Consider the following 23,110-nt stretch of genomic DNA (forward strand, 5'->3'; position numbering starts at 1 on the left):
TTTATAATTGATTACTGAACATTACTTGATTGCGTCCTCGCTCTTTAGCCGCATACAGGTTTGTATCCGCCGCATGGATGAGGGCATCTTCATTCATGTTAACGGTAGGGGTGACACATATTCCCCCGATAGAGATACTGAGAATCGGTAAAATTTTAGACCCTTTATGCTCTATTTTTAGGTTTTCAATCCCCTCACGTACTTTTTCCCCAATAATCTGAGCTGTTTTACAATCGGTATCGGTAAGAATAATCCCAAACTCTTCTCCCCCTAGACGAAACGGGTAATCACCCGGACGTTGAAGGGTCGCTTTAAGCACTTTGGCGACGGCTTGAAGGGCGGCATCACCTTGCAGGTGGCCGTAAGTATCGTTGTATTGTTTAAAAAAATCGATATCAAGCATCATAAAAATAAAAGGTTTGTTGGCACGTAAGGAGCGTTTGAACTCGCGCTCATACACAATATTAAAATAGCGGCGATTAAACAATGCCGTGAGAGAATCGGTATATGAGGCTTGTTCAAGTTTGAGGTTAAGGTGTTTAAGAGTTTCACTGGAGGCAATGAGCTGTTGCTGCTGAACTTCGATACGGGCGAAAATCATCCAAGCCAACCCCATGACCAACACTAAAATAACCCCTAAAAAGAGGATAAGTTGCATTAGGGCATTTTCATACTGCGCCAAGAGTATCGTATGCTCGTATTTGGCTACGTCATTTTCATAGGCAATAAGTTGTTGCAGGGTGCTGTGGATAGATTGGATATTTTCATCCATAGACATCAGAGAGAGCGGATGTGAATGATCCGGATCGTTGATCAAAGAGCGTACTTGAGTAAAATAGTTTCCGATCGTTTGAATCTGGGCTTCGGTATAGTTGACATACGCCATCTCTTCAGGACGTTTGTGATGAGAGAGGTAGGAACTCCATAGGGTGTTGATACGTTCTAGCCCTCGTACGATATTTTCTGATGCTTGTTCATCACTAAGCAGTTGATTGCTCCATTGGTAAACCGAAGAGGCAAGATCATTATGGTAAGTAGAGGTAATAGAGTTTAGTTCGCTAAGGGGAAGCAAGGAACCGAAATAGAGGGTATCCATGTTCCGTTTGATATTTTGAATATTAACGTAACCGATTAACCCCACTACGACAAGCCCAAATCCTACGAGTAACAACAAGTAAACAAGTTTAGTTTTGAGTTTAAGTGATTTCACAATTTTGATTAATCTTTCCATGCTGGATAGTTTAACTAAGCAACTCCTATACCAAAAGGGATTACAATAAGGCACTTTAAACGGGAGGTAGATGATGGCAAAACGACTCATTAAAGATGAGCGGATCAAAACAATCATTCATAATATTGCTGAAGATTTCCGTTTTTCTCACGAAACGGGTGATTATGCGCTGTTATTTTACAAAGCGGATACAGAAGGGGTTATTCGGGGTGCCGATATCGATACGATGATTGAATACCTCTCTACCGGACTCACGGAGTTACAAGATAACATTCAATGGCGTAGAGAGTTTTTGAGTGATAACCCCGGTGTCGATGAGATGCGTATGCTTGAAAATCTCGGGGTTATTGAAAAAGAGTATATCGATTTACTCGAATTTCTCCGTTAAGGTTTCGGTTTATACGGTTCGAGAGGCATTTTTTTGCTGATGGCATATTGAATGCCCCCTTGCAAATCGATGACGTTATACCCAAGCTGTTTCCCTAAAAAATTACCGACGACTTGGGTACGATTTCCGCTGTTACAGATCAGGGCGAATTTTTCCCCTTTTTTGACGACTTTATTCAGCTCTCCTACAAACACTTCTGCATTATAGTTTCCTTTTTCATCGAAGAACATAATCGGGATAGAGCCTTTGACTAGACCTGTCGTTTTCCATTCTAAAGGTGTGCGTATATCGATGATTTTAATTTTGCTGTCGATTATTTTTTGATCGATTGGTTGTCGTATATAATCGGCACTAAGGGTTGTGAGGGTGAGTAAAAGAGATAAAAAGGCTAAGCGCATATTGGCTCCTACGAGGTATAATGGCGACATTGTATCGATGAATTACTAACGTGAGGGTTTATGAGCGTATCTAAAGAAGAAAATTCAAAACGGCTTCGGTATATTCGGCTGTTGGGACGGTTTATCAGCGGGATACTCTCCTATTTGGCGAAGAGCGATCATCCCACAAAAGAGCAGTATAATCAGAAGGTGGATATGAATTTCCGCTTTTTGGAAAAAAATGAAGCGGTAAAACTCTACAAAGACGAATACATGGAACTCGAAGCGTTAGGTCAGAAGATTCTCGATTTCAGAGCAAGTGAGAGTGATATCGAAACGATAAAAGAAGAGCTTTTTTACGCCCAAAATCAGTTGGAAAAGCGGGTCAATGCCCGCCGCTATAAAAAATCAAAGCATGATAACCATGCAACGGATGGCTGGTAATAATTAAATCACTCCCGTATGCTCTAATAAGATTTTAAAGCCTAACCCGATAAGAATTAGCCCGCCGAGCATCTCTGCTTTGCTCTCCAGTAATGATCCCAGCTTCTTCCCCACATACACCGCGGCGACACACAAAACAAACGTTACCAATGCGATTACCCCTGCCGCAGTATAGATATCGGTTTGTAAGAAGGCGAAGGTTACCCCGATCGCCATTGCGTCGATACTCGTAGCAATACCGAGTGTGATGAGTGTTTTGGTTGAGAGGTCGGTGACCTCTTCATCAAATTCATTTTTATACGCTTCATAAAGCATTTTCCCCCCAAGCCCCACGAGGAGGAGAAACGCGATCCAGTGATCGAAGGATTGAACATATTCGGCAAAGCTGATTCCGATAAAGTATCCCGCGAGCGGCATAGCTCCTTGAAAAAAGCCAAAAACTGCAGCGCTAAAGAATACTTTAGAGAGGAATAAATCTTTGTATTTTGAGCCGATAGCGATGGAGACGGCAACGGAGTCCATTGCCAAGGCTACGGCAAGGATAAGAAGCGTTTCATTCATAATGCGTCCTAAAAAATAAGTATGGAATTATATCGAAGCGAGCTGATTTATAGCCGTTCAATCGCACCGCGTTCAAGGCGTACTTTCCCTTTATGTTCCAAATCTTTCAGAAGACGGCTGATAACGACGCGTGATGTTCCTAGCTGAATCGCGATTTGCTCATGGGTCATTTCAATGCGGTGCTCTTCTTGATGGGTTAACCATTCCAGTAAACGTACATCGAGACGTTTGAACTTGATATCTTCGACTAAGGTTGCGAGAGATGCGAGACGTACGGTAAAGAGGGAAAACATAAAACTGAGATATTCAGGACTTTGTGCCATTAGAGAAAGGATAGATTCGTGGTCTAGCAGATAGCCTTTGATATCACCTTCCGTGATGGCGGTTCCGATGGCGACATTTTGGGAGACGAGACTGGCCGTATTGACGACACATTGCTCCAAGGGCTTTAAAGTATAGAGGGTAATCTCTTCAATACCGTCACCTTGGATGTAGAGACGGACATTTCCTTCGGTTAAAAAGAGGATATCTTTGCATACATCACCCTGATAAAATAAAATAGTGTTTTTAGGTACGGTAATGGGGTGTGCGTGGGTAAGGACAAATTGTTGAAGTTCTGGAGAGAGATGGGAGAAAAAAGTAAATTGAGTAAGTTCCATAATAATGCCTCATTGTTCTTGAGGCATTATAGCATGAGCGATAGGGTTAGTCGTTTTTAGTTTTGCATCCGGTATTGATTCCCAAAAGAGGATAAAACGGGCAAAAACCTATTGCTCCGGTCAGAACTAAGATAATTCCGGCATAACCGAAAATATTACCGCTCATAATCGCCCATATAATAAGTGCGACACCTGCAATAATTCTAAGTGCACGATCGATTTTTCCTGCGTTACATGACATGTAAACTCCTTGGTCGGGATAAATCCCTAAATTTGTAGGAGCATTGTAACGCAATGAATAGGGGGGTGTCTGTAACCTTAGTTACACACGATTTTAACCGGTGACATGAGGAAGGACTTTAATCAGTTCAATCGTTAAAACAGCGATCCAGGTAAAAATTGTAATCCCTGCGGCGGCGGCAGCGATGTCTTTGATAATCTTGATTTTTTCGTTGTAGCGGGTCTCCATAAAATCACATATTGCTTCGATTGCGGTATTAAAGACTTCTGCGGAGATCATCACCCCTGTGGCGAGAATAATGAGCGAAGCATCTACCCACTCTTTGTAGATCATTACGGGTATGAGGATCAAAACGGAGATGATGATTTTATACAAAACGCTAAAATCGTGTAAAACGGCAAAACGGAGGCCGGAGAGGATGATTCTGAACTTCCGAAGCGGATGGTAGCCGTGTTCGCCTGTCTCTAAAAATTTATTTTTCATCCCAAAACTCCTAATTTAACAACCCAAAAAGCGATGATTGCCCACATCAATGCGACGAGAAATCCCGCAACCACATCGGTGGGGAAATGGACTTGAAGGTACATACGAGAGAACGCGACCGCTAAGACCATAAACACTAAAACCGATGCGGTGATGTTTTTATAAAGGGTCTGAGTTCCTAGCAAAGCAAGCAAAATTCCTAAACTGAATGCTGTGATTTGTGCCGTGTGGGCACTGGGAAAAGAGGGGTCGATCGGAAGTTCGTCGATCGGTCCGAAAAAGTGGGGACGTGTGCGCTCCAATTCGTATTTGAGAAAATAGACGGTTCCCACCGTTCCCCAAAACGTGATCCCTACGATTTTTTCAAAATGTTGAATATGAGGGGAAATAAGTATCGTGAGAATGAGATAAAGGGGGAGAAGAATCCACAGTGATCCCATCCAGGTAACGGTAGAGAAAAAGTGATTAAGAGAGGAGTTTTGAATCGAGTGGAACCATGAAAGAACCATCTGATCAAGGTGGATGATATAGGTATGACGGAGATGTTGGGATAGGAGAACCACTATACTTAAAGCAACTAGGAAAACCAGTGCGGAGTAGATCCCCGTATCTGTCCAAAAAAAACGGAGATTTGAAGACATAATTTACCTCCCTACCGATGTTATTGAGATCATTGTACCATAGGAGAGGCAATCAAGGGAGTGGGTTGAGGCGATTTTTAACGTCACTGAGGCGGATGAAGCTAAACCCGTCGATTTTGAGTTTTTCAACCGCTTCCCTAACCCCTTCACGGGTACCGCTTTCAGGGTGGTTCATGTGGAGGAGGATAATGTCACCGCTTTTGGCATTAGTGAGCTGATAGGCTACTTTATCGGCACTAAAGGTTGCCCCCGCATCCCCTAAAACACTGAAGCCTCCGATCTCTACTCCGTTTTGTCGAGCAATCGCAACCGCTTGTTCATCATAGTAGGCAGTGCCGGAGCGGAAAAAGAGAGGGCGTTTACCTGTCAGTTTTTCGATAAGAAGCGCATTGGCGTTAATCTCTTCTAATACTTCTTCTCTCGAACGGGTTCCTTGAATGTTATAAATACTTTTACCGTTGACTGAGAGGGGGCGGTGCGCAGTGCCGTGGTTAGCGATTTCAAACAGTGGATTGGCGGCTAGTTCTTTAAAAATTTCAGGGTTACTGTGGATCCAACGTGAGTTGATAAAGAGGGTAGCCGAGATACGATTTTCGATGAGATAGGCAATTAGTTCGGCATCATACTGGGAACTGCGAAAACTTCCTCCGCATGCATCGAAAGTGAGGGCAATCTCTTTTTTAGAGGAGTTAAACGTTGTCACCACTCCGGTGACGTTTTCACCCCATTGTGTAGGTTCATCGGCCGCAAGGGTTAAACTAAAAAAGAGTAGTAAAGAGAAGAGATTTTTTTGCATAGAAAACACCTTGGGTAAAAGAGGAAATTGTAGCGTAGCACTCTTAGGGTTTGTTACAATCTCGATCTTTTCCGAAAATACATCGCCCGTTTGTGATGAGTTTGCGTATAAAGAAAAAGAGAGAGATGGCGGCGATTATTGCACTCATAATGGCATGAGGGATGAGCCCTTGAGTAAAAAAAGAAAAAGCGGCAACGATAAAGGCAAGGGTGAGTATAAGGCACATCGAGAATCCTTGAAACTAATATTCCGTATTGTAGGGTTAAAAAAGCAATTTTACCGTAACAAAAGTTACATAACGAGGTAAACTCGAAGTTTTTAATATTCATTTCACACCCTGTTCGATAAGATAGATTTTTTAGAGTATTTATTAGGTAGGCAAATATGTCACAAAAAACAAGCTACACAAAAATTGCGGCAAAAATTATTTTTATTACCATGTTTTTGACCCTTAGCGCCGCCTATTTTTATGGTGAGTACATGAAAAGAGAGGCGATATCGAATCTTGCTCATGTGGATGCCAGAAAAACAAGTATGCTTGTTTTTGAAGCACTCTACTCTGCGATGCAGAGAGGTTGGAATAAAGATGATTTACACGAGATTATTAGTCGGCTTAATGGTGTTGATGAGCGTATGAAAGTTAATGTTTATCGAAGTGAGGTTGTCGCAGGACTTTTTGGTGAAATAGAAAAAGACAGGTTAGCCAGAGAATCAAATCAAGATATTGCAAAAGCTATTAGGGGAGAGGAAGTATTAAATATTGCAGATTCTAAATTTATCGAATACTATTTTCCTGTAATTGCTAAAAGTAACTGTTTAAGATGTCATACCAATGCACAGGTAGGTGATGTATTAGGGGTGATTGATGTTTCGTATCCGATAGACGATTTAAAAATTTCACTTACTGAAATGATCAACTTTTTTATTATTTTTATCGTAATTTTTTCTTTTGTTGTCTTTGTTGCGATTTTTATAGAATTGAATCAATATTTGATTAAACCGATTAAAAACTTTTCGAATGTCATTAAAAACATTACGGCATCACAAGATATAAAAAAACGGGTGGAAGTGAACGATAATATTGAAGAGATAGATTCGATAAAAGATATTTTCAATAGCATGCTTGACTCGATAGAACACCAGTTTTATTTTGATAGTCTAACCGGTTTGGAAAATCGGCGAAAGCTGACAGAAAAGCTTGAAGAGAAAAAAGTGCTCTTTTTGATGATTATTAACATCGATGCGTTCCAAGAGATAAACGATTTATACGGTGATCAAGCAGGCGATACTATTTTAAAAGAATTTGCCCTCTATTTAAAAGAGCTGGTGCATCAAGAAGAGGGGATATATCGACTTCATTCAGATGAATTTGCCCATGTGTGTAGTCAAGAGATGGATTTAAACGAGTTTAAGATTTTTGCCTCCTATCTCAGTGAAAAGATTGGACAAAAAAGTTTTAATATTGATAATAAAAGTGAGGTCAATCTAAGTGTGACGATAGGAATATCGTATGGAAATGATCAGCTGTTGATGAATGCCGATATCGCACTTAAACTGGCAAAGAAAAGCAAAAAACATTTTCTGATTTACGATGACTCCATGGCGATGGCAAAAGAATATGAGAAAAATTTTGAGTGGACGAAGCGACTTAAAAAAGCGATCGAAGAAGATAAAATCATACCGGTTTTTCAACCTATAGTCGATACAAAAACAGAACAAATCGTTAAATATGAGGCGCTTATGCGTATGGTAGATGATCAAGGAGGACTGATAGCTCCTATTCATTTCTTGGAACTTGCAAAAAAGAATAAGCTTTATCATCAGCTTACAAAAATCATTATCGATAAAACGTTTAAAAGGTTTGAGTATTTACCTTATCTTGTATCTATTAATATTTCAGTAGAAGATATTTTAAACAAAGAGATCCATCATTTTATTTTTAGCAAACTCGAAGAGTCTTCCATTGGGAAAAAAATAGTCTTTGAGATTATAGAATCTGAGGGAATTGAGAATTTTGATCAAGTTCTAGAATTTATTGAGAGTGTCAAAAAGTATGGTGTAAAAATTTCTATCGATGATTTCGGAACAGGGTATTCAAACTTTGAATATCTGATGAAACTCAAGGTTGATTACATCAAGATAGACGGATCAATGATTAAAAATATTGACAATGATCAAAACTCTCAAATCATTACTAAATCAATTGTCAATTTTGCAAAAAGCATGAATATTAAGACGGTCGCAGAATTCGTTCACTCTAAAAATGTTTGCGAAAAAGTGAAAGAGTTGGATGTTGATTTTTCACAGGGTTATTACTTCGGAGAGCCTTCAGAGACTATTTCTCAGAAGTGAAAGAGGAATCTATTCCGTTTTCTCTTTCACGTAATTTGCCCCTTGGTTCACTTGTCCTTTAGTCCAATCAATGGTTTCATTCAATTACTCTTTGATATTTAATGCTCAATCGCTGTTTCTATCCGATTTTTCCCCATTGCTTTTGCACGGTAGAGTGCCGAATCGGCTCTCGTCAGAAGGGTCTCTATCGTATCACCGGTACGGGCAGTGACAATACCGAAGCTTGCGGTTACAGGCGAGGGGGAAAGATGGATAAGACGGGTATCTTCTTCGAACGCTTTGCGTAATATTTCAGCAATCGTTTCAGCATTTTCCTGATCGGTATCAATCAATCCGATAATAAATTCTTCACCACCCCAACGACCGACGATATCGGTGCGGCGAAGACGGATTTTAAGGAGTTCGGCAATACGGATGAGTACGTTGTCTCCCGCCTGATGGCCAAGCGTATCGTTAATGGTTTTAAAATTATCAATATCAAAAAAGATAAGACTTAGCGGATCGCCGTTTCGTTTGGAAAGGTGGAGAAACTCATTGAAGGCATCATTGAAGGCATTTCGGTTCATCAATCCGGTAAGAGTATCGTTACGCGCCATAAATTCGAGCTTTTTATTGTACCCTCGGATCATAAGAAGGATGATAAATGTGATAATGACGGTAACCAGCAATGAAGCGGCGAGATTTAGGTAAAACGTTCGATGTACGTTTTTCGTAAAATCATCCAGTTTTGCCTCTACGATGAGGTACAGATCGAGTTCGGGGATATATTTGGTCTTGAGTAGATAGTTTTCACCGTTCTTTTGGTATTCGAGAATTTTTGAGTCTTTGACGATGATCTGATCACTCAGATTTTTTAGTTCCGGAGTATCGGAAAGGTTTTGGATTTTCCTCTCAGTCCGTTCGGATAAAATGATTTGACCCTCTTCGTTAACAAACATTACCGTGAAACTGTACTCTTGTCGAAACCGTTTGAGCATATCGTTGATGTAGGAAATTTTCAAACCGATTCCGGTGGCTCCGACTAAATGGTAATCGTTGTCGTAAATTTTATGGTTGATAAACATGATCAGGGAATTATCTAGATTGTTATTGAAATCGAGATTGATTTCATTATCCCCCTGCACTTTTTTGAAATTAAAATACCATGCATTATTAGGTTTTGAACTGCTGAGATGTTCAAGAAAACCGTTTTGGGTGTAATAGCTTTGGGTTTTTTCAGAAACCAAAAAAGCGACGAACATACCGTATTTATTTTTGATCGCTTCGAGATAACGGGTGATTTTTTCTCGATTTTGTTCATCATTGATAAGCCAATCTTTAAGAAACGTATCGTGCGCCATCATCGACGCGACAAGATTGGGCTCTATAACGTGTTTTTGGATTTCGGTGTAGATGTTGTCCACCGTCAGCGGGAGGGAACGGGTTTTGAGATCGGTTTCGGTGGAGCGGAGAGAAACCATGAAATTAATAAGTGAAATACTGATCGAGAGGGCGATCATTAATACGGAGATGGTTATGACAATGTAAAAATTATTTTTTATTCTCATGAGGTCTCTTTAAGACGGTATTAAAATTATGGGAAGTTTAACATGATTTTTGAAAAATGAAGTGGTGACCCCAACGAGATTCGAACTCGTATGGCCAGAATGAAAATCTGGAATCCTAACCATTAGATGATGGGGCCACATAAAGCGGCTTGAAAAGTGGTGTCTCGTGATGGATTCGAACCATCGGCCCCCTCATTAAAAGTGAGATGCTCTACCGGCTGAGCTAACGAGACATGAAATAACTATAAACTGTTCCAGCACAATTTATGGACGGGAATTATAGCGGTTATGTCCTTTTTTGTCAATAGGATATGAATAAAGAGGGGATGTTTAGTATCTTAAGAAGTGATAAGTACACTTTTTGGAGCTAAATGGGTTAGAAAAAATGATAAAATAGCTCTATTAAGTAGAGAGGAAGTGTAATGATAAAAGTATTTTTTGTAAGTTGTCTGGTTGTTTTGAATCTTTTGGGAGGAACCATCCAAATGGATGAGCAGTTTAAAAATGCGGTAGCGGATATGGGGAAAGAGAATAAATTGGTTTTAATGATCTATACGACGGACGATTGTCCCGAATGTGCCTATATGAAACAAAAAGTATTTCACGATAAAGCGGTAGAAGCATATATGAGCCGAAATTTCATCGTAATTGAAAAAAATGTTCATAAGAGCAAACTCCCTGACGGATATGATTATTTTGGGATTCCGACGATGTTTTTTATCGACAAAGCCGGTAACAAAAAAGAGACAATTATAGGGAGCAAGCGCCCCCAACCGTTTTTGAATGAGTTACGCCGTATCCGAGGGATCAAATGAAAGTTCTTTTATTAGCGATTATTTTCGGAGTGACTCTAAATGCTTACGATACGACACAACTAAAAAAAGCATTGGAAGAGAAAGAGTGTATCGGATGTGATTTGCGAGGTGCGAACCTGAGTAAGATGGATTTTAGCGGCGGTGATTTTCACGGCAGTGATCTGAGCAAAGCGGATCTACGCGGAAGTGTATTTGAATTGGCGGATTTTAATGCTTGCAATCTGCGCGGTGCGAAGGCGGAAGGGGCAGTTTTCTGGAAAGCTTCGATGGAACGCAGCGATTTACGCGGACTTCATGCCAAAGGAGCTAATTTCAAAGGGGTTCATTTTAACGGAAGCGATCTCAGCCGTGCCGATATACGCGATGCCAAGGTGTGGAAAGCTGATTTCACCGATGCCATTCTCTCTAAAACAGACTTTCGGGGTTCCGAACTCGGAGGATCTAAGTTTATCCGTAACGATTTGAGTACGGCAAAAATGAAAAATACGTTATTGTGGGAAACTCGCTTTAATGATGTCGTAATGAGAAAAACGCAATGCGCCCACGCCAAAAAAGAGGAAGCTATTTTCGATGTCAATGTGACGTGCCGCTGAATTTATGAGTTAACTTTTAAAGTATAAACCGCTTATTTAAAAAAATGCGTATCATTATTATAAAATTTGAATTAATGGATATGTTATGGATGCGTTAGGGAATGCGTTTTGGGAACTGAGTGTCGATATGGGGATCTATATTCTCTTCGGTCTTTTGGCGGCGGGGGTGCTGCATCAGTTGATTCGTGAGGAATGGATTCGAAAACATTTGGGTTCCGATACTCAAGGGTCGGTGTACAAAGCGGCATTGTTTGGAACCCCTTTGCCGTTATGTTCTTGCAGTGTTATCCCTTTTGCCGCATCACTTCGACGCAACGGCGCATCCAAAGGGGCTACCCTCTCTTTTTTGATCTCGACTCCCATAACAGGGGTTGATTCAATATTGGCAACATTTGGAATGTTCGGATGGGCATTTACCCTCTACCGTGTCATAAGTTCAGTCGTTATAGCGATCGTAGCGGGAATACTTATGAATTGGTTTGAGCCGAAAGAAATCCCGAAACAAGCGTTTGCTTTCAGCGCGGTTGCTCCGAATAATCCCCCTAAAATACTAGTATCGAGTGAGCCTGAGGTGAAAAAACCGTTTTCACTTTTGAGTGTTTTTGAATACGGGTTTATTACGTTACTGGGGAGTTTCAGTAAGCCTCTTTTTTTGGGATTGCTGATCGGAGCGGTGATCAGTGCCGCTATTCCGAGTAATCTTCATGAGCTTTTTAATGAGAATCGATTGTTGGGGTATTTGATCGCAGTGGGTATCGCGGCACCGATGTACGTGTGTGCGACCGCTTCGCTTCCGATTGCGGCGGCACTTATTGTAGCAGGGGTCTCTCCGGGTGCGGCATTTATCTTTTTGAGTGCAGGCCCTGCGACGAACACTGTGACGATGGGAGTCGTAAAATCGATGTTGGGAATGCGCGCTTTAGTAATCTATCTCTCGACCATTGTGATCGGAAGTATACTGTTCGGGGGATTAATCGATTTCGGATTTGATACTCTAGCCGTGGATATGAGTATGGATATGGATGAACATCACGGGTTGTTTCAAGAAGCTGCAGCGGTGCTGATGCTGGGATTAATCGGATGGCATTTGATACGCGGATGGTTTAAAAAAGAGGATACAAAGTGTAACGGCGGGTCGTGCTGCGGATAAATTTTTATAATAGACCAAGAGATTTTACGGACGAAAAGGTATAATCTCCCATATGAATATCTGGTCATTTGAAACACTATGGGCATTTTTACTTCTTCCTCCTATTCTCTATTGCCTGTACCGCTGTAAAATTATCCCCCAAAAACGGTATTTTCCCCATCTGCAATTTTTCGGTAATCCGGGAAAATGGCGTAATATCGAGTGGCTTCTCAAAGCACTCGCGGTAACACTGATGGTGGGGGCATTGGCGACCCCTGTTGTGATCGATTATTCTGATCCACGCAACCGTAACGGAATCGATATCATCCTCTCTCTCGATGCCAGCGGGTCGATGAACGCTTCGGGGTTTTCGAGCGATGAGAGCCGTGTCACACGGTTTGAGGTTGTGCAGAAAATCGCAAGTGATTTTGTAATGAAACGGCGCGAAGATAACGTAGGGGTGGTGGTGTTCGGGGATTTTGCTTTTATCGCGACTCCGGTGACCTATGAAAAAGAGATTATTTCCGAGATGATCAGCTATTTGAGTCACGGAATGGCAGGGCAGAACACCGCAATCGGCGAAGGGGTGGCTCAGGCCGTTCGGGCATTGAAAGGTTCCAAAGCTAAGAGTAAAGTGATTATCCTCCTTACCGACGGGGAGCACAACAGCGGTGCAATCTCCCCCAAAGAGGCGGTGGCTATGGCGCACAAAGCGGGGGTAAAACTCTATACCATCGGGATCGGCGAAAAGGGGGAGTTTGATAGCAAACTCTTAGCTCAGATGGCACGTGATGGAGGTGGGAGGTATTTTACGGCGGCGAATGAGAAAGAGTTGCGTGAGGTATACGATCAAATCGATACGCTGGAGAGATCCCGTATCAAAAGTGCGCAGCACACCTTTTTTGAGCACTATTACCAGTATGCCGTAGTGGGAGCGTTGATAATTACTCTTTTACTGATCTGGCGTAGAAGGGTGAAATTATGATGCTTCTTTCCCCTCTGTGGCTTACAGCTCTGTTATTGATCCCTCTCTATCTTTGGGGCGCGCGTCGCTACGGATGGGATACGCAAATTTGGTTGATAGGGAGCGTTTTCTTTTTAATCTTTGCACTTGCCCGTCCGGTCATCTCCGAAAAACCGATTAGCGTTGAAGAGGCGGGAAGTGACGTGATTTTAGCGGTCGATGTCTCTTACTCGATGAGGGCAACCGATATGGCACCGACACGTTTGGATGCGGCGAAGAGGATGTTGAACCAAATCGTAGAGAGTGATAAAAAAGATCGTTTCGGAGTGCTCGCCCATACGACAAGCGCGATTATCCTCTCACCGCTCACCAAAGATACGGAACTCCTCACCCATCTCTTCGGTTCGCTTGATGAATCGCAGATTATCACTAAAGGGACAGAGGTGATAAGTGCGCTGGAACTCTCACGTAAAATGTCTCATGCCAAGCGTCCGCTTGTCGTTTTGTTCACCGATGGAGGGGACGAACTCTCGTATGTCAAGGAGGCGGAATATGCGGAGGATAACGGACTAAGAGTGTGTATTGTTATGCTCGCTTCAACGCAAGGGAGCACTCTCCCATCCGATAACGGATCGCTCAAAGATGAGGATGGTCATATCGTAGTGAGTTCACGTAACGATGCGATCAACATTGTCGCAGAGCAAAGCGGGGGGAAAGTGATCGACGGAGCCGATGCGACGAGTGTGTTAGAGTGGATCGAGCGGGAGAGGAGCGAAGATTTTGCGGGTTCTACAACGGTGACGCGGTATCAGGAACTTTTTTACTTCCCGCTTGTTATAGCATTGATTCTCTTCAGTGCCGCCTACACGACGATAGGGGAAAAATTTGCTAAACGGTTGCTTTTCTTACTCGCATTGATCGGGATGAATGCAAACAGCACAGTAGTGGATTATCCTTATATGGCGGCGGGGAAGTATGATTACGAGCGGAGAAATTATGAACGTTCAGCACAGTGGTACTCGGAGATAGACACACCTCAAGGAAAATTCAATCGTGCTAACGCTCTCTACAAAGGAGGAAAATATCAGGAGGCGTTGGGATTGTATCGTTCCATCCGTACGAATGATCCGATGTTTAAATCGAAGGTTTTTTATAACCTCGGAAACGCGCAGATTCGTCTGAGTGAATTTGAAAACGCGCGTCAATCACTGCTCAAATCGCTCACGTTACACTACAGCCGCGAAGCCGATCAGAATCTTCGGGCGATTACGGGAGTGCAGGAACAAAAAACACTTAATATCCGTAAGGAAAAAAACGATAAATTTTCATCCGATGAGAATAAGCCGACAGGTGAAGGAAAAAAAGGTAAAGAGGGGGGAGGATCGAATATGCAAAGTGATATTGCCTCCTCCGGTGCGGGAGATGCGGGTAAAAAGGCACAGGCTGATCCCCGTTTTTCAACATCACAGGGGAAAGCCTCCCTCAGCTCTCGCCAATACGAATTGATAAATCAAAGGAGTGTCCATGAAACAAAGCCTTGGTAAGGTGCTACTCTTAATCCTCCTAACGGCTTTAAATCTTTGGGGAACTACGTATCAGTGGCGTCTTCTAGAAGCACCGAAAAGCCTCTATGTCAACCAAAGCGGTGTCGTGCGGTATGAGTGTACTTTTTCAACCAATGCAGCCGATTATACGATAGATTTCAAACCTGTGGGAAATGAGCGTTTTAAAGTCTCTATCCTTACTCAGCGCGATCGGATTGTGGAGGGAAAACGGGTACAGACGTTCGATGTTCTGATTACCCCTGTCAAAGCGGGGAGTATTGAGGTCTCATTGGAAGCACTGGTTCGCCATACGACCTTTGCGTCGATTGAGAATGCATCGATTGGACGGGATAATGTAAAAAAGTACGATTTTGATGATGAAAAAGTACCTTTGCCGAAAGTACGTATTCACGCTAAAGAGAATTTAGCCGCACTGAGTGGAGAGATAGAGCTGGAAGTAAAAATTGACAAGCGAAGTGTTATTGCCCATGAACCTGTCCATATGAGCCTCTTTCTCCGAGGGACGGGAAATCTCGATCAGTACGTCCCTTATGAGCTGAATATCAGCGGAGTGAATATTTTCGCCGAAGAACCGATGCGCAATATCTCTCCAGATACGGCGGGGTTTAGCGGGGAGATACGTCAAGAATTTGCTCTGGTGAGTGATAAAAGTTATGTGATTCCGAAAATTACGATAGATGTATTTGATACGCAGAGTCAGACAATCAAACGGCTTCAAAGCAATGCGGTCGCGATAGACGTAGCATCAGGTTTTGAGCGGTCTAATCTCCTAGATCCTCCCCAACTTAGTGACTGGAGTAATATAGCCCGTTATACTCTTTATGGAGCATTGATCTTGATAGGGGTAATTTTGGGTGAAGCGGTACGACGGATGTGGAAGCTTCGTCCACGAAGAAAGGCAAAGCAATTTTACGATGATGCCAAAACATCCAAAGAATTAGTGATGCTTCTCGCCCTAACCGGAGACAAGCGTTACGATGAAGTGATCGACATGCTCGAAAGAGGGGAGATCGGATTAAGTGAAGCTAAAAAGAAACTCGATAAACTCTCAACAGATAAAAAGGTAAGATGATGCTAGAAATAATTAATCAAATACGTTCAGAAGTAGCCAAAGTCGTTGTCGGACAGGAAAAAATGATCGACGGGTTGTTGATCGGATTGCTGTGTGACGGGCATATCCTGATTGAGGGGATTCCGGGACTGGCGAAGACGACAACGGTAAAAGCCCTCTCAGAATCGTTGGGACTCGGATTTAAACGGGTGCAATTTACCCCTGATTTACTCCCGAGTGACATTTTGGGTGCTGAGGTCTACGATCCTCAGAATAACGGATTCAAGATCAAAAAAGGGCCGATTTTTACCAATCTCCTCCTCGCCGATGAGATCAACCGCGCCCCTGCCAAAGTACAGTCGGCACTTCTGGAAGTGATGGCGGAGCGACAGGTGACACTGGGGGATGAGAGTTTTAAACTTTCTCCGCCGTTTCTCGTTATGGCGACGCAGAATCCGATCGAGAACGAGGGGGTTTATCCGCTCCCTGAAGCGCAATTAGACCGTTTTATGCTCAAAATCAACGTCGGTTACAACACCCCCGAAGAGGAACTCTCCATCGCACGGCGTGTCGGCTCGGCTCTAGGAGAAACGATCAATGCGGTGATCGATGCGGATCGATTGATCGCACTCAAAGAGAGAGTCAAAGCAATCCATATCGACGAAGAGGTGGAGAGATACATGATCAGCCTCGTTAGCGCGACACGTGATCCCCAAGCTTTTGGGTTGGGTGAGATCAAAGGGTTCTTGCAGTTCGGGGCATCTCCCCGTGTGAGTATCGATATGTTTAAAGCCTCCCGTGCGGTAGCGTTTTTGCGCGGTCGGGAGTTTGTCACACCGAGTGACATCGCGCAGGTTATCAAAGAGCTGATGCGTCACCGTCTCGTCCTCTCGTATGAAGCGGAAGCAGAGGGGATTAATGTGGACGAGCTGATTGAGAAGATCGTTAAAGTTGTCCCTGTACCGTAATGAATAACTCTCGTCAGATTCTTATCAAAGCCCGTCGCCAGATTATCGGGGATCGGATCGGAAATAACCCCTCGATGTTTCGGGGGGAGGGGTATGATTTCATCGAACTGCGCGAATACGTCAGCGGCGATGATACTCGCCATATTGACTGGAACGTGACGGCAAAGATGGGAAAACCGTTCGTCAAAGTGTTTCGGGAGGAGAGGGAGCTTAATGTCCTCACCGTCGCACTGCTCGGCGGGGGGCTTCATTTCGGATCACAGAAGTTTAAGATCGAGTCTGTCGCCGAAGCGGTGGCATTGATCGGATACTCTGCGGTGGCAAACGGCGATGTTTTCGCTCATGCCAATTACTCCGAAACCCTCCGAAACGAGATTCGTCCCGCGAAAAAGCGCTTTTCGGTACAGCAGGCGACACAAAGCGTTTTGGATGTGGAGATACTGCATCACCGTGTTAATTTAGCCCATTGTATCAAAGAACTTTATCGACGGACGAAGCGTCGTTCCCTGATCGTGTTGATCGGGGATTTTTTCGAGATTCCCGATTTGAGACTCCTCGCTCGAAAGCACGAAGTGGTTGCCATCGTCGTGCGCGACCGTGCCGAAGAGAATCCTGCGGTGATGGGATTTAGTGCCCTCATCGATCCTGAAAGTGGTGCCGTATTGGAGGGGGATTTTAATGAACGGAGTATCAAACGTTACCGTGAACGGGTGAGGGCTCATGACATCGAACTGTTCGAGTCATTTCGTTCAGCAGGTGTGAGAGCAACGAAGCTTTATACGGACGCGAATGCGATCGTCACGTTACGCCGTCTTTTTGAGGGGAGAGTATGAGAGATTCTAATATACCGATCAATGACATCGCTCCGTTGGTTGAGATACACGATTATTCACTCTACTATTTTATCGCGGTGGTTCTCATAGCGGTTGCTTTGAGCTTGGCGCTTATTTTGGCACTCCTCAAGCAGATCCGAAAACGTCGTGTAAATTTGCGAAAAGAGCGTTTTAGTGCACTCTCATCCGTCGATTTCTCTGATCCCAAACGTGCCGCGTACACTATCAGTGAGCTCGGACGTGTGTTCGCCTCCGATAACGAACGTACAGAAAAGGCATATCATAACCTCTTCGAGCGTTTGGCTCCCTATAAATACGCTCCGAAGGTGGAGATGATCGACGAGGAGACGTTGGGGTATTACCGTCTCTATATCGAGATCATAGATGTTTGAGGGGATCTATTTCCAGTTTCCAAAACTCGGATTTATCCTCTTTTTCTTTCTTGCATGTGAGGCACTCTGTCCGCTTCGCAGTAACCCGATCTATTTTCCCCGAACCATGATGTTTGGAACAGACGAGAGTAAAGCACCTTTTTGGATGTGGATCGCTAAATGGGCGATGATCTCCTTTTTTATCGTAGCACTGATGTCTCCGGTTCGGGAGGTCAAAGAAGAAGTGTCGGGGTACGATATTCTTTTTGTACTTGATCCGAAATCGATTAGCCCTGAAATGATTGCGGATGTTCAATCGTTTATTAAGGCACGGAGGAATGATCGATTTGCCCTTTACATTCCTACCGCTTCACCTGTTATGATCCCTTTAAGCGATGACCGCGAGGCACTGCATCAAATTCTCTCGCAACTGACGTTTGAGCACTCTGAACAGAAGGTGACAAAAGAGATAGAACGTTTTTTTTACACAACTCCTGAAGCGAGAGGATGGGCCATTATCCTCTCGGAAGAGCCGAAAAAATTAGTTCGCTCTTTGCCGGTAGGGGTAGAGGTTAGTGTCATCGAACCGAATGAAGAGTGGGTAGAGGTGAGTAACCGTTCTCACCCTCCGTTTGGAATAATAGCGGTGCAAAAATATTTTGTCTATTACTATGTTTACCCTCTCTTTATCGGTTTTTTGGCGATGCTACTTTACCTTTACGGGCGCAATCAAAAGGGTCTGGCATGAGTTTCTTGCATCCGGAATTTTTACTTTGGCTGTTAGCTCCGACTTTAGCGCTTTTTTATTTTTGGCTCACCCAAAAGCCGCTTAGAAATCGTTGGTTGGATGAAGAGGTACTCTTAAAGCTGCGTGCTCCGGAGACGACGATGGGGTTAAAGCCGCGTAACACACTGTTTCTTGCTGCGGCGATACTGCTGATCATCGCGATGGCGCAACCTGTGATTATTGATTCGACACCGATCAAAGGAAAACAACTCCATATCATCGTAGCCATTGACCTGGGGGAAGATAATTTTGAACAAACACACGCTCATGCCCTCTCAACCCTCTACACTTTATTGGGAGAGAGAATCGAGCTGATAGCGTTTGATGATCATCTCTATCGCATCGTGCCACGCAGTAATGATGGAGGGATCTTGGCCGAATTGATTAAACACCTTGCACCTTCTGCGAAACTTTCGAATAAAAGTATTTTGGAAGAAAAACTGCTTCAGAGTCAAGCGGATTTGAAAATCGTTGTCACTTCAACCGCCTTGAAAAGTGAGAATTTCATCACGGTTTCTTCTTCAGCAGATGTAGTGAACGTGCATGAAAAACTTTTGCACTTGCGAGAGACAAATCAAAAACAAGTGCATATTCCCCTCTTTTTTTATCCTTTGGGCGTGGCGATGCTTTTAATCTTATTTGCCCTCTCCTCCATGAGTAAACGGCGCAGTGTGAGTGTTAGCACTTTGTTATTGCTATTCAGTCTCGATCCCACGTCCGGTAATGCGGGACTTTTAGATTTCAGGGAACTCTCGGAGGCAAAAGCAACGTATGCGCGTGGAGAGTATGAAAAGAGCGAACGCCTCTATACTCGATATCAGTTGCAACACGATTCTCCCGAAGTACGTTATAACCGAGCCAATGCTCTTTATATGAGCGGCCGTTATGAACGAGCACGCTATTGGTATGAGCGGGTTTACACAACCGATCCGATTTTAAAAGAACGAACCCGTCATAATCTGCAAAAAAGTATTGCCAAAATCAAAATAACACAATCGAGAAAAGTAGATGAGGATAAGGGTGGAAGCAAAGCCCGCTCACCACTTCCTAATACTCCAATTCCGATGAAGCGTTTACCGAGGGTGACGAGATTATTTGAAGGGTGATTATTTGAAAATATCGTAGAGTTTGTTGGCACCTTTCATTTCACGGCGCAATTCAGAATAATCTTTATTTTGCAATGCCGTTTTGAGGGCGTGCAACTCTACTTCAAAAAGTTCGACCGCTTCGAGGACATTTTCACGGTTTTGGCGAAAAATATCTTCCCACATAACGGGAGAACTTTTAGCCAAACGGCTCATGGAGCGAAATCCCCCTGCGGCAAGGGTGAGAATATTCTCTTTCTCCTCTTGGGCTAGCACGGTGTTGGCAAGCGCATACGAGATAACGTGGGGCATATGGCTGATAAATGCGGCATGGCGGTCATGTTGGGCTGCTCCCATAGTGCGTATTTGCATACCGATCGCTTGGAAAATCCGCAGAGCCGTATCGCGTTGCGTATCACCGCTGTGTTCCAGATCACACAGTACGACTACCTTCTCCGCGTATAACCCCTCTAAAGCGGCACCGGGGCCAAACTGCTCCGTACCCGTCATAGGATGAGCGGCGACGACATTTTTGCGGATAACGGCGGGGATCGCATCGACGATAAGGGCTTTCGTGCTCCCCAAATCGATTAGCGTTTTATCACTTCCGACCAAATCGGTCGATTTTTGGAGAAAATCGATAACACCGTCTACGGGGACCGCTAAAAAGATTACATCACAATGCGTTTTAAGCTCTTCAAAGCTCATAAAAGATTCGACAAGTCCCCGTTGCAGAGCGATCATTTGATGTTCTTCGTTGTGATCACATCCGATAATAGAGGAGATGAAGGAGCGGTGCTTGAGGGCAAGCGCCATCGAACCTCCCATTAATCCTAACCCCACAATACCGATTTTCATGACACCCCTTTGACTCTAATGGTACTATTTTAACCCTTTTAAGTTTAATTTACAGAACTATTAATCGTTAGAGTGATAGAATGGGAGACTATTTTAACGCAATGGAAACTTTGGCTTGAAAACAATTACCCTCTCATTGATAGTCGCGAGTGCATTGGTACACGCATCTACGCAAAACGTCCAATCGATTCAGTATGATGGAATGATCCATATTTCCGAGACCGTAGCAAAGCGGCTTAATGAGGTTAAAATCGGCGAACCTTTGGATTCGGCAGCGGTTGATAAAACGATCAAAAACTTCTTTGATCAAGGTTATTTCGAAGATGTATGGGCAGACGAAAATGAAGGAAAAGTGACTTTTCACTTCAAAGAGAAGCCGATTATCTCTAAAATTGAGCTCAAAGGGTACAAAGAGAACGATGAAGAGGCTCAAAAAACACTTTTACAGATCGATAAAGGGAGCCTTTACGATGAAAAAAGACTTGAGAGCGCTAAAAAGCGGATCGTAGATGCGTTAAGCACGGACGGTAAAATCGATTCGGTTGTTGAGATTGATAGTGAAAAACTCGATAACGGAAGTATGCATGTAACGTTTATTGTTAATGAGGGCGAAGAGATTATCATTAAAAAACTCACCTATGCGGGAGTGAGTGTTCTTGACAGTGATGAATTTGATAGCATGATTGCGAATAAAGAAGAGCAATTCATGGGATGGATGTGGGGACGTAATGACGGTAAGATGAAAGTTGCCGAATTACAATACGATCCGCTTCGTATCCGAGATTTTTATATGCAGCACGGTCATCTCGATGCAAAAGTGGATGAGCCGTTTGTGGCGGTCGATTTTGATCGTTACGAAGCACAAATGAGCTACAGTATTTTTGAGGGGGATGTCTATCGCGTATCCGATATCTTGGTATTTCAAGATACCCAAGTTATTGACGATAAAGAGCTTCTTGAGGTTATCGCGCTAGAAAAAAATAAACCGTTCAATATTAAAACATTCCGCGAAGATGCAGACCGTATTAAAACCAAAATCGCCGATTTGGGATACGCATACGTCCAAGTACAGCCTGATTTGCGCAAAGATAAAGAGACGAAGAGTGTCGATGTCGTCTACCGTATTACTCCGGGTAAAAAAGTACGGATCCGAAATGTTATCATTTCCGGAAATAACCGTACGCTAGACCGTGTTATCCGACGTGAATTATTCTTGGCTCCGGGTGATTTATACAGCTTGAGCGATCTCAAAGATTCACGCAACGCATTGGGACGAACTGGATATTTCGAGAGCAACACGATCGAAGAGAAGCGGATTGACGATGAGTCGATGGACCTTATCGTCCAAGCCAAAGAGGCACCTACGGGGAATATTCAACTCGGGGGCGGATACGGAAGCTTCGGCGGTATTTTGGTGAGCGTTGCGATCAGTGATCGTAATATTTTCGGTTCAGGGATCAATGTCGGGTTAAATTTAGAGCGTTCACAACGTACCAGTAACTACTCCTTCAATATCTCAAATCCTCGCCTTAATGACAGTGACTTTAGCGGTAATTTCTCGATCTATGACAGTTCAACGGAATACGACAGCTATACCACCTCTTCAACCGGAATGAGCGTAGGGGTAGGACACCGGTTTAACCGCTATTGGAGCGGATATATGGGGTATAACTATTCTAAAAATGATTACAGCGATGTAGATACGACAACGTCGACTCTTGATCCTCGTTCATATGAAAGCTATGCAAAGAGTTCAGTAATTACGTCGGTTACCTTTGATAATACCGATGATTATTATGTGCCGCGTGAAGGGGTTACTTTTTCACAAAGTATTGAAAAAGCGGGAGTCGGAGGCGAAGCCGATTTCATTAAAAGCCGTACTACTTTCGGTGCCTACCAAGGGCTCCAAAAACTGACCGATTTTGACCTGATTTTGCGCTATAAAGCCCGCTTTAATTATGCCGAAGAGACAGGCTATTTACCGTTAGGTGAAAAATTCTATATGGGGGGAATCGGATCGGTTCGTGGCTATCAGGGATATTCAATCTCTCCAACAAACGGGATTGACGTATCGACCGGTGAACCGTATAAAATCGGAGGAACGCAAACGTTCTCTAACTCATTGGAATTCAGTGCTCCGCTTGTCCCTGAGGCACGTATGCGCGCTACGGCGTTTGTCGATTACGGTATGATCGGAGAAGAGAGTTTGAGTGAAATTAAGCGTGGAGGATATGGGATAGCTCTCGAGTGGTTCAGTCCGGTCGGGCCGTTACAGCTTGTATTCTCAAATCCTATCGGCGACAAACCGGGAGATGATGTTACTCACTTCGAGTTTACAATCGGACAAAGATTTTAGATTCTAAAACGCCAT

26 protein-coding genes and 2 tRNA genes are annotated in these 23,110 nt (G+C 43.5%); 15 read left to right on the forward strand and 13 right to left on the reverse strand.

The features are described 5' to 3' along the window. Position 1 precedes the first annotated feature (1 nt). Positions 2-1,231 (reverse strand): diguanylate cyclase domain-containing protein, encoded by a 1,230-nt coding sequence (locus RMO68_RS04550; protein WP_310439524.1) that lies wholly within the window; start codon positions 1,229-1,231, stop codon positions 2-4. 73 nt (positions 1,232-1,304) lie between these two features. On the opposite strand from RMO68_RS04550, the gene RMO68_RS04555 reads away from it, so the two are divergent. Beyond that, a complete protein-coding gene (locus tag RMO68_RS04555; protein WP_310439525.1) occupies positions 1,305-1,619 on the forward strand; it encodes a hypothetical protein in 315 nt (104 codons plus the stop codon). On the opposite strand, the gene RMO68_RS04560 is transcribed toward RMO68_RS04555, so the two are convergent. Beyond that, positions 1,616-2,017, reverse strand: coding sequence for a rhodanese-like domain-containing protein (locus tag RMO68_RS04560; protein ID WP_310439526.1), 402 nt, complete (start codon positions 2,015-2,017; stop codon positions 1,616-1,618). The two genes, RMO68_RS04555 and RMO68_RS04560, sit on opposite strands and share 4 nt — an antisense overlap. Positions 2,018-2,077: 60 nt before the next feature. Between RMO68_RS04560 and RMO68_RS04565 the strand changes: the two genes are divergently transcribed. Next, positions 2,078-2,440, forward strand: coding sequence for a hypothetical protein (locus RMO68_RS04565; protein ID WP_310439527.1), 363 nt, complete (start codon positions 2,078-2,080; stop codon positions 2,438-2,440). Positions 2,441-2,443: 3 nt separating this feature from the next. Here the strand turns inward: RMO68_RS04565 and RMO68_RS04570 are convergent, their stop codons facing one another. The 7 genes from RMO68_RS04570 to RMO68_RS04600 all read right to left on the reverse strand — a co-directional run bounded on the left by RMO68_RS04570 (position 2,444) and on the right by RMO68_RS04600 (position 6,047). Then, positions 2,444-3,001 carry a manganese efflux pump MntP family protein gene (locus RMO68_RS04570; protein ID WP_310439528.1) on the reverse strand — a complete coding sequence of 186 codons (558 nt, stop codon included), beginning with the start codon at positions 2,999-3,001 and terminating at the stop codon, positions 2,444-2,446. Positions 3,002-3,048: 47 nt separating this feature from the next. Beyond that, complete coding sequence (locus RMO68_RS04575) at positions 3,049-3,660, reverse strand: Crp/Fnr family transcriptional regulator (RefSeq protein WP_310439529.1); 612 nt, start codon at positions 3,658-3,660, stop codon at positions 3,049-3,051. A 46-nt stretch (positions 3,661-3,706) separates the two neighbouring features. Beyond that, positions 3,707-3,901 (reverse strand): DUF2892 domain-containing protein, encoded by a 195-nt coding sequence (locus tag RMO68_RS04580; RefSeq protein ID WP_310439530.1) that lies wholly within the window; start codon positions 3,899-3,901, stop codon positions 3,707-3,709. Positions 3,902-3,994: 93 nt separating this feature from the next. After that, complete coding sequence (locus RMO68_RS04585; protein ID WP_310439531.1) at positions 3,995-4,384, reverse strand: diacylglycerol kinase; 390 nt, start codon at positions 4,382-4,384, stop codon at positions 3,995-3,997. After that, positions 4,381-5,025 (reverse strand): phosphatase PAP2 family protein, encoded by a 645-nt coding sequence (locus tag RMO68_RS04590; protein ID WP_310439532.1) that lies wholly within the window; start codon positions 5,023-5,025, stop codon positions 4,381-4,383. Before RMO68_RS04590 ends, RMO68_RS04585 begins: the two co-directional genes overlap by 4 nt. Positions 5,026-5,077: 52 nt before the next feature. Then, positions 5,078-5,821: a polysaccharide deacetylase family protein gene (locus RMO68_RS04595; protein ID WP_310439533.1), complete on the reverse strand. Its 744-nt coding sequence runs from the start codon at positions 5,819-5,821 to the stop codon at positions 5,078-5,080. Positions 5,822-5,864: 43 nt separating this feature from the next. Continuing rightward, complete coding sequence (locus tag RMO68_RS04600; RefSeq protein WP_310439534.1) at positions 5,865-6,047, reverse strand: hypothetical protein; 183 nt, start codon at positions 6,045-6,047, stop codon at positions 5,865-5,867. Positions 6,048-6,205: 158 nt separating this feature from the next. Here RMO68_RS04600 and RMO68_RS04605 point away from each other — a divergent pair, with 158 nt between their 5' ends. Beyond that, positions 6,206-8,173, forward strand: a complete 1,968-nt coding sequence (locus RMO68_RS04605) for an EAL domain-containing protein (RefSeq protein ID WP_310439535.1) — start codon at positions 6,206-6,208, stop codon at positions 8,171-8,173. 98 nt (positions 8,174-8,271) lie between these two features. Here RMO68_RS04605 and RMO68_RS04610 read toward each other — a convergent pair whose 3' ends face one another. From RMO68_RS04610 to RMO68_RS04620, 3 genes are all read right to left on the reverse strand, one after another. Beyond that, positions 8,272-9,720 carry a sensor domain-containing diguanylate cyclase gene (locus tag RMO68_RS04610; RefSeq protein ID WP_310439536.1) on the reverse strand — a complete coding sequence of 483 codons (1,449 nt, stop codon included), beginning with the start codon at positions 9,718-9,720 and terminating at the stop codon, positions 8,272-8,274. 62 nt (positions 9,721-9,782) lie between these two features. Further along, positions 9,783-9,857: transfer RNA gene (locus tag RMO68_RS04615), tRNA-Glu, on the reverse strand. Positions 9,858-9,877: 20 nt separating this feature from the next. Beyond that, positions 9,878-9,953: transfer RNA gene (locus RMO68_RS04620), tRNA-Lys, on the reverse strand. A 189-nt stretch (positions 9,954-10,142) separates the two neighbouring features. On the opposite strand from RMO68_RS04620, the gene RMO68_RS04625 reads away from it, so the two are divergent. The 11 genes from RMO68_RS04625 (at position 10,143) to RMO68_RS04675 (ending at position 19,902) form a co-directional block, all read left to right on the forward strand. Beyond that, the gene (locus RMO68_RS04625; protein WP_310439537.1) at positions 10,143-10,535 is read left to right on the forward strand and encodes a thioredoxin family protein; all 393 of its coding nucleotides are present in this window, start codon (positions 10,143-10,145) and stop codon (positions 10,533-10,535) included. Continuing rightward, positions 10,532-11,128: a pentapeptide repeat-containing protein gene (locus RMO68_RS04630; RefSeq protein ID WP_310439538.1), complete on the forward strand. Its 597-nt coding sequence runs from the start codon at positions 10,532-10,534 to the stop codon at positions 11,126-11,128. Before RMO68_RS04625 ends, RMO68_RS04630 begins: the two co-directional genes overlap by 4 nt. Before the next feature lie 85 nt (positions 11,129-11,213). After that, the gene (locus tag RMO68_RS04635) at positions 11,214-12,278 is read left to right on the forward strand and encodes an SO_0444 family Cu/Zn efflux transporter (protein ID WP_310439539.1); all 1,065 of its coding nucleotides are present in this window, start codon (positions 11,214-11,216) and stop codon (positions 12,276-12,278) included. Positions 12,279-12,330: 52 nt separating this feature from the next. Beyond that, a complete protein-coding gene (locus RMO68_RS04640) occupies positions 12,331-13,242 on the forward strand; it encodes a VWA domain-containing protein (protein WP_310439540.1) in 912 nt (303 codons plus the stop codon). Next, positions 13,239-14,765, forward strand: coding sequence for a VWA domain-containing protein (locus tag RMO68_RS04645; protein WP_310439541.1), 1,527 nt, complete (start codon positions 13,239-13,241; stop codon positions 14,763-14,765). Before RMO68_RS04640 ends, RMO68_RS04645 begins: the two co-directional genes overlap by 4 nt. Further along, complete coding sequence (locus tag RMO68_RS04650; protein ID WP_310439542.1) at positions 14,746-15,858, forward strand: hypothetical protein; 1,113 nt, start codon at positions 14,746-14,748, stop codon at positions 15,856-15,858. The genes RMO68_RS04645 and RMO68_RS04650 overlap by 20 nt, the downstream gene beginning before the upstream one ends. Next, positions 15,858-16,805, forward strand: a complete 948-nt coding sequence (locus RMO68_RS04655; protein ID WP_310439544.1) for a MoxR family ATPase — start codon at positions 15,858-15,860, stop codon at positions 16,803-16,805. Before RMO68_RS04650 ends, RMO68_RS04655 begins: the two co-directional genes overlap by 1 nt. Then, on the forward strand, positions 16,805-17,638 hold the full coding sequence (locus tag RMO68_RS04660; RefSeq protein ID WP_310439545.1) for a DUF58 domain-containing protein: 834 nt from the start codon (positions 16,805-16,807) through the stop codon (positions 17,636-17,638). The genes RMO68_RS04655 and RMO68_RS04660 overlap by 1 nt, the downstream gene beginning before the upstream one ends. Beyond that, positions 17,635-18,030 (forward strand): hypothetical protein, encoded by a 396-nt coding sequence (locus RMO68_RS04665; RefSeq protein WP_310439547.1) that lies wholly within the window; start codon positions 17,635-17,637, stop codon positions 18,028-18,030. Before RMO68_RS04660 ends, RMO68_RS04665 begins: the two co-directional genes overlap by 4 nt. Then, positions 18,023-18,757, forward strand: coding sequence for a hypothetical protein (locus RMO68_RS04670; protein ID WP_310439548.1), 735 nt, complete (start codon positions 18,023-18,025; stop codon positions 18,755-18,757). Before RMO68_RS04665 ends, RMO68_RS04670 begins: the two co-directional genes overlap by 8 nt. Then, complete coding sequence (locus RMO68_RS04675) at positions 18,754-19,902, forward strand: tetratricopeptide repeat protein (protein ID WP_310439549.1); 1,149 nt, start codon at positions 18,754-18,756, stop codon at positions 19,900-19,902. The genes RMO68_RS04670 and RMO68_RS04675 overlap by 4 nt, the downstream gene beginning before the upstream one ends. Here the strand turns inward: RMO68_RS04675 and RMO68_RS04680 are convergent, their stop codons facing one another. Beyond that, positions 19,903-20,739, reverse strand: coding sequence for a prephenate dehydrogenase (locus RMO68_RS04680; RefSeq protein WP_310439550.1), 837 nt, complete (start codon positions 20,737-20,739; stop codon positions 19,903-19,905). 115 nt (positions 20,740-20,854) lie between these two features. Between RMO68_RS04680 and bamA the strand changes: the two genes are divergently transcribed. Further along, positions 20,855-23,095, forward strand: coding sequence for an outer membrane protein assembly factor BamA (gene bamA, locus RMO68_RS04685; RefSeq protein WP_310439551.1), 2,241 nt, complete (start codon positions 20,855-20,857; stop codon positions 23,093-23,095). The last annotated feature ends 15 nt before the right edge of the window (positions 23,096-23,110 follow it).

Source organism: Sulfuricurvum sp. (genome assembly GCF_031427015.1).
In the GTDB taxonomy this organism is placed as follows: Bacteria; Campylobacterota; Campylobacteria; order Campylobacterales; family Sulfurimonadaceae; genus Sulfuricurvum.